Annotated in this window: 3 protein-coding genes and 1 pseudogene; 2 read left to right on the top strand and 2 right to left on the bottom strand. The window is 68.5% G+C overall.

Annotation, left to right across the window (positions count from 1 at the left end; all coding sequences use genetic code 11):
* Together ACLL81_RS02565 and ACLL81_RS02560 are read left to right on the top strand one after the other, a co-directional pair.
* A pseudogene (locus tag ACLL81_RS02565) lies at window positions 1–543 on the top strand (TonB-dependent receptor); the annotation flags it as partial.
* 253 nt (window positions 544–796) lie between these two features.
* Window positions 797–3,808 (top strand): TonB-dependent receptor domain-containing protein, encoded by a 3,012-nt coding sequence (locus tag ACLL81_RS02560; protein WP_411286782.1) that lies wholly within the window; start codon window positions 797–799, stop codon window positions 3,806–3,808.
* Between the two features lie 104 nt (window positions 3,809–3,912).
* On the opposite strand, the gene ACLL81_RS02555 is transcribed toward ACLL81_RS02560, so the two are convergent.
* Both ACLL81_RS02555 and mnmD read right to left on the bottom strand, forming a co-directional pair.
* Window positions 3,913–4,320, bottom strand: coding sequence for a DUF6491 family protein (locus tag ACLL81_RS02555; protein ID WP_411286781.1), 408 nt, complete (start codon window positions 4,318–4,320; stop codon window positions 3,913–3,915).
* Between the two features lie 66 nt (window positions 4,321–4,386).
* Window positions 4,387–6,183: a tRNA (5-methylaminomethyl-2-thiouridine)(34)-methyltransferase MnmD gene (gene mnmD, locus ACLL81_RS02550; protein WP_411286780.1), complete on the bottom strand. Its 1,797-nt coding sequence runs from the start codon at window positions 6,181–6,183 to the stop codon at window positions 4,387–4,389.
* Window positions 6,184–6,304 lie beyond the last annotated feature (121 nt).

Below are 6,304 nucleotides of genomic sequence, written 5' to 3'. Positions count from 1 at the left end.
GAAATCAAGATGTCCGGCATCGACGCCACGATGGATTTCAAGGCTGACGATGTCATGGACGGCCGTGTCGGCTTGGGCGCGTCAGTCAGCTACCTGCTTAAGTACGACATCGACGCGTTCCAGCAGGGCGGGGTCCTGGTCTCCCGGGCCTATGACGCTCTGGGCTTCACGAACTATGATCGTTTCCCCGGAACGGTTTCGCGGTGGCGGGCCAATGCCTACGCCGAATATACCCGCGGACCGCATAACCTGCGGGCGGATCTCACCTTCGTCGACGGCGCTGTGGACAATCGGGCGCCGATCAGTGTGCAGGACACGACGGGGGCCGTGCGGCCGATCACGTTCGCCCTCAGGGTGGAAGACTTCTACTCGGTGGACCTGAACTACCGCGTGCAACTGCCCTGGGACACCACCCTGACCGCCTCGGTGTTCAACGTGCTGGACCGCGACCCCTCCGCCGCACGTCTCGAGATCAGCTACGACCCCTTCATCGGAAATCCCTATGGCCGGACCTTCAAGGTCGGGGTCCGCAAGAAGTTCTGATGGTGTAACGCGCCCTCGTCAGGAACGGGCTGCGGCGGCGTGTGACACGCGCGCCGCGGCGGCCCGCCATGGCGACTATTGCAACCGACCGGCCAAGGATTCAATAACTTGGCCGGGCCTCCAAAAAGCGTTGTTGCGCCAGAAGCACGAAAATCTCTGGCGCTTCGTCCGCGGGCGGGGGATGCTTCTTTCATTCGAGCCGTGAGCCGCAGAATCACAAGCGGGCCAAGGCTCCTCCGGGGAGGGAATCACCATGTTGAAGAGCAGATATTTCTGCGGCGCGTCCGCCGTCGCCGTCGTCCTGACACTGGCCTCGGCCAGCGGGGCGTCGGCCCAGACTTCCACGAGCGCACCGGCCGATGTGACCGAGGTCGTGGTCACCGGCTCCTATATCGCCGGCACGCCGGAGGACGCGGCCCAGCCGGTCGATGTGATCGGCGTCGAGGAGTTGGCCAAGCAGGGCGCGCCCAGCGTTGTCCAGCTGGTCAAGACCCTGACCGCCGCCCAGTCCTCCCTCGGCGAGAGCAACCGCTACAACGGCGGCGCGGGGACGGCGTCGCTGAACCTGCGCGGCCTAGGTTCCGCCAGAACCCTGGTTCTGATGAATGGCCGCCGTCTCGCCGACTCCACCGCGGCCGCCTTCCAGGGCGGCGGGCCGGACCTCAATTTCATTCCCACCGCCGCCGTCAGCCGGATTGAGATTCTGAAGGACGGCGCCGCCGCAACCTACGGGTCCGACGCCATCGCCGGCGTGGTGAACTTCATCACCCGCAAGGATCTCGACGGCTTCGAATTCAACGGCAACTACGCCTTCATCGCGGATTCGGACGGCGACTACGACGCCAGCCTTGCCTGGGGAAAGCAGTTCGAGCGGGGCAATGTGCTGCTCACTGCCGGCTACCGCGCCCGCGGCCGCTTGGCGGTGGATGACCGCGACTTCGCCCGTGTACCGTTCCAATCGGTGTTCTACGGCGGCTGGTCCGGCTCGGCGAGCCCGGGAAGCTACGCCATCCCGACCGGCGGAACGTTTCGCGACAACGGCTGCAACGAGCTGGGCTCCCAGGTGCTCAGCGGGGGCCTGAAGCCCGTCGCCGGCAATGGCGCCGGCCAGCCGCTCTGCCGCTACCAGTTCACGCCCTTCAACGACCTGGTGAACGAGGAGCACCACTACCAGCTGTTCGGCCAGGTGAACTTCGAGCTTTCCGACACGGTCTCGTTCCACGCCGAAGCGGCCTGGAACCGCAATGATGTTCCCAACCAGCGGATTTCCCCGGCCAACCTGACCACCCAGTTCCCGACGCCCATCGCGCTGGGCGGGACGTCCGGCTCGCCGACCCCGGCGGGCTTCAACAACCAGTCGCGGTTCTTCATTCCGGCCAACAACCCCGGCCTGATCGCGCTTCGCACCACCTGCGCGGCGCCGCTCACCGCGGCTCAGTGCGCCGGCATGGTCAATGGGGTCAACGCCAGCCAGACGGCGTGGCGCCTCATCGGCGTCGAGGGTCACCCCCTGAACGCAGACGGCGCCGACCACCAGGATATCCAGCAGACTCAGTATCGCATCTCGGCCGGCTTCAACGGTCGCTTCGATGGCGGCATGCTGGACGGCATTGGCTGGGACACCGCACTGACCTTCATGGAGAACAAGGGGATCGTGACCACCAACGACCTGTTGGTGAACCGCATCCAGCGTGGCTTCAACGGCCTGGGCGGGGTGGGCTGCGACTACCGCACCGGCACGGCCGGGGTCGGGGCCTGCAAGTTCCTCAACCCCTTCTCCAACGCCATCGCGGCCAGCGCGATCACCGGCGCCACGAACCCCTACTACCAGGCGTCTGTGGCCAATGATCCGCAACTCAAGGCGTGGCTGTACGGGACCTACACCAACGTCGCGACCAACCAGATTCTGGTGGCCGATGCGGTCGTCAACGGTGAGACCTCGATCGCCCTGCCCGGCGGAAACATCGCCTGGGCCGCGGGCGCCCAGTACCGCTTCGACCACAACACGGACGAGTGGTCCGACCTTGGTGACGTGCAGGCGACCCCCTGCGTTGATTCCATCGACGGCCAGCAGGGCACATGCCCGAACCCCACTGGCCCCTTCGTGTTCTTCGGGGCTCAGCGCGACCGTGACGTTGACCGCCGGGTCGGCGCCGTGTTTGCCGAGGTCAAGCTGCCGGTTCTGGACAACCTGGAGGTCGGCGCGGCCGTCCGGCACGAGGACTTCGGGGGCAACGTCGGCACCACCACCAATCCGCGGGTGTCGGCACGTTGGGAGCCCTTGGACTGGCTGTCCCTGCGGGCCTCCGCCGGCTCGACGTTCCGTGCGCCAGGCCAAGCGGCTTTGACGCCCGGCAGCAGCAAGGGCGTCCGCAACCTCGGCGGCTCCTACCGGGCCACGGTCACCGAGAACAACCCGAACCTCGAACCGGAGACCGCCAACACCTCCAACGTCGGCGTGATCGTGAACTACGGCGGGTTCACCGCCTCGGTCGACTTCTTCAAGTTCAACTTCAAGAAGGAGCTGATCGTCGAGGATGCGGGCCAGCTTTTCGCCGCCATCAACGCCGCCAACTGCGCCAAGCCCGCCTTCGCCGCCCGCTTCGTGTTCGTAGGCGCCTGCAGCCAGGCCAATTTGCTGGTGGAGACGATCAAGATCGTCAACGGCCAGAACACCAAGACCTCCGGCTTCGACATCCGCGCGCAGTATGAGTGGGACAATTTCTTCGGGATGGACCTCTGGGGCGCCCGCGCCTCGGTGGGCGCCGAGGCGACCTTGCTCAGCGAGTACAAGCGCGGCGCCACCACCCTGCTCGAGGACACCTCGGTAGTGATCGCGCCGGCGATCGACCGTGCCGGCAAACACGAGCTGATCGGCGAGTTCTTCTCCTATCCGAAGGTGCGGGCCAACGCCTTCATCAACCTTCGCGGAGAGAACTGGAATCTGCGCTATCAGCTGCTCTATCGGGAAGGCACGACCCTGGCCGGCACGGTGTGCCCCGGGGACGCCGGGGCGGGGGCGACCGCCGACTGCCGCTACAACTACGGCGCCGGGGTTTACGAGAGCGTAGGCAAGCTCGACGACTTCTGGCAGCACGACCTCACCGGACAGGTTGAATTGCCGTGGGACACCACCCTCTCGGCCAGCATCCAGAACCTGCTGGATGAGGACCCTCCGTTTGCTCAGAGCTTCTACAACTACGACGTGACCAACGGGAATCCGCTGGGCCGGGTGTTCAAGGTGGGCGTCAAGAAGCGCTTCTAGTCCACGCCTCAGCCAGCACGACCGAACGCCGCCGGCGCCTGCCGGCGGCGTTCTTCGTTCCGCCGAAACTCCAAAGTGACGTCGCGAGTGCTACTTCGGGGAGATCAGGGCTTTGCGCGGGGCGGCAGGGCCGCGATCTCGGCCGGCGTCAGCCTGCGCACATTGCGCACCTGGCAGCGCTGCTGGCCCAGCGGTCCCCGGGTAATGATCTCGGCGTCCAGTCCCGAGCAGATCGAGGACGACCCGCGGGAGACCAAGGCGATCTCGTGCGACCAGTCCACGTCGTGGCACGGGCCGAACATCTCAAACCGATAGACCTGCTTGACGCCCACGCGGACGTTGACGATGCGGTCGTCGTTTGAGGCGAAGTTGTTGACCTGACTGGTCCAGAAACATTGCCGCGCGGGCTTGGCGGGCTGCTCCAGGGGCGAGGTGGCGCTGGCGGTTTGCGGCGCGCCGATGGACAGCACCATCAGACTGACCAGGGCGGCGGTGACGGTCTTCAGTCTCATGTCTCGTGTCCTGACAAGCAAAGGACGTCCCCCGAGAGCTTTCAGATATAGGGCCTACCGGCCGGTTCAGGAACTCCCCCGCCGCGCGGCGCGGCGCGCGAAGCGCCTGGGATCGACGATTTCGGCCAGAGCTGTCGGCAGCGGGGAGGGCGCCCCCAGGGCCAGGGCGGCCACATGCTCGGCCAGCAGCGGCGCCAGAGAAAATCCCCGAGAGCCGAACCCGGCGAGCAGAAACAGACCGTCTGCGATCTCCCCCGCGAGCGGAACGCGGTCGGGTGTCACCGCGCGGATCGCAGCGCGGCCTTCCAGGCGGGCGCCGGCGAGGCGTCGCGCGAGCTGGGGCAGGGCCGCGCGCAGGGTCTCCAGATTGCGCGAATGGTCGGCCTCGCGGACCTCGGTCCCGGTGTCGCCCCGATCGTGCGTGGAGCCGAACATCAGCCCCTGCGGCGAGCCCAGCACATAGCCGCCCCAGGCCGCCGCGGAGGCCGCATCCGAGAGCTGCGGCGCCCAGGTCACCTGGCCGCGGACCGGGCTCAACGGAGCGTCGGGGGCCAGGGTCGCCGCCTCCAGGGCGCCAGCCAGGATCACCGCGTCGGCCACGGCGATCTCTGCCCCAGCCGCGTCCAGCAGCCGCCATCCGGCCTCCTCCCGGATCAGGCTGGCCACCCTGGCCTGACAGATGTCGCCCGCCCAGGCTTCGAGCACGCGGTCGGGCGCCACTGTGATCGCCGTGCGCTGGTCCAGGGCGGCCGGCGCCGGCTCTCCCAGGCGGTCCGTGCTCCGTGCCGGCGAGAGAAGCTCCAGGGCGTCCGGCTCGAAGAGGTCTGCGGCGGCGATGGTTGCGAAGCGCGCAGGGTGGCGGTCATCGGCGGCCAGTTGCAGCACCCCACGGGCCAGCACGGCGCCGGGGGCGGCCTCATAGAGCTGGACGGCTCGCGCGAAGGCCTGGGCGAACAGGGCTGCTGGCGGCCCGAGGCCGGCGTCCAGCCTGGGCGTCACCAGGGCGGCCGGATTGCCCGAGGCGCCAGCCCCGGGCGCATCGGCCTCAATCAGCACCGCCGTGGCGCCCAGGGCCCGGATCGCCCGCGCCGCCGCCGCGCCGGCGATGCCCGCGCCCACCACCGCGACGGTCCGCGCGCGCTCCCCGGCACGTCGGCCGGGCAGGATGGCCTCCAGCCGCTGGCGCTTGCGTCCGAAGCCCGCGCGGCGCTCGACTTCGAAGCCAGCCGCGGCGAGGGCGCGCCGGACGTGGCCGGCCACCGTGAAGGTCGCCGCTCGGGCGCCGGGCGCCGAGCGTCGCGCCACGAGCGCCAGCACCTCGTCGGACCACATGGCCGGGTTCCTGGCTGGAGAGAATCCGTCCAGGAACCAGGCGTCAGCCGCCCCCGACCAGGCCTCCAGCGCCGCCGTGGCCTCCATGACGGCGAGATCCAGGGTGACGTGGAACTGCGGCAGGTCCAGGCGGTGGAAGCCGCGCGCCCGGCCCGGCCATCCGGCCAGCAGGGGGGCGGCCACCTCGCTTAGCTCTGGCCAGCGGGCCAGGGCGCGCGCCGCCTCGGCCGCCGTGATCGGGTGGGCTTCGACGGAGAAGACATGCAGATGACCGCCGGTCGGCCGGGTGCGGCGCCAAAGCTCCAGCAGGGCGGCGACGTTCAGGCCGGTCCCGAAGCCCAGTTCGCCGACCACGAACCGCGACCGTCCCGCCCAGGCGTCTGGCAGGCCGCAGCCCTGCAGGAACACCGCGTGGGTCTCGGCCAGTCCGTCTTCGGCGGAGAAATAGACGTCGTCATACTGGGCGGAGCGGGGCTGGCCGTCGTCCGTCCAGGTCAGCGGGCTGTCGGCGGGTCGGGAGTGCTCGCTCATGCCCTGCGCCAGCGTAAGGAAGACCCTCAAACGAAGAAGGGCCGCCCGATGGGCGGCCCTTCCCGTAACCCAGATGGGTTGAAAAGCTTACTTCTTCTCTTCGACCGGGGCGGCAGCGGGC

It is taken from the genome of Phenylobacterium sp., from assembly GCF_046590535.1.
Lineage (GTDB): Bacteria > Pseudomonadota > Alphaproteobacteria > Caulobacterales > Caulobacteraceae > Phenylobacterium.
This window is presented reverse-complemented; position numbering and strand designations above follow the sequence as displayed.

Coding starts and splice junctions, on each gene's coding strand:
- ACLL81_RS02560 (WP_411286782.1), top strand. CDS start 797: ATGTTGAAGAGCAGATATTTCTGCGGCGCGTCCGCCGTCGCCGTCGTC.
- mnmD (WP_411286780.1), bottom strand. CDS start 6,183: ATGAGCGAGCACTCCCGACCCGCCGACAGCCCGCTGACCTGGACGGAC.
- ACLL81_RS02555 (WP_411286781.1), bottom strand. CDS start 4,320: ATGAGACTGAAGACCGTCACCGCCGCCCTGGTCAGTCTGATGGTGCTG.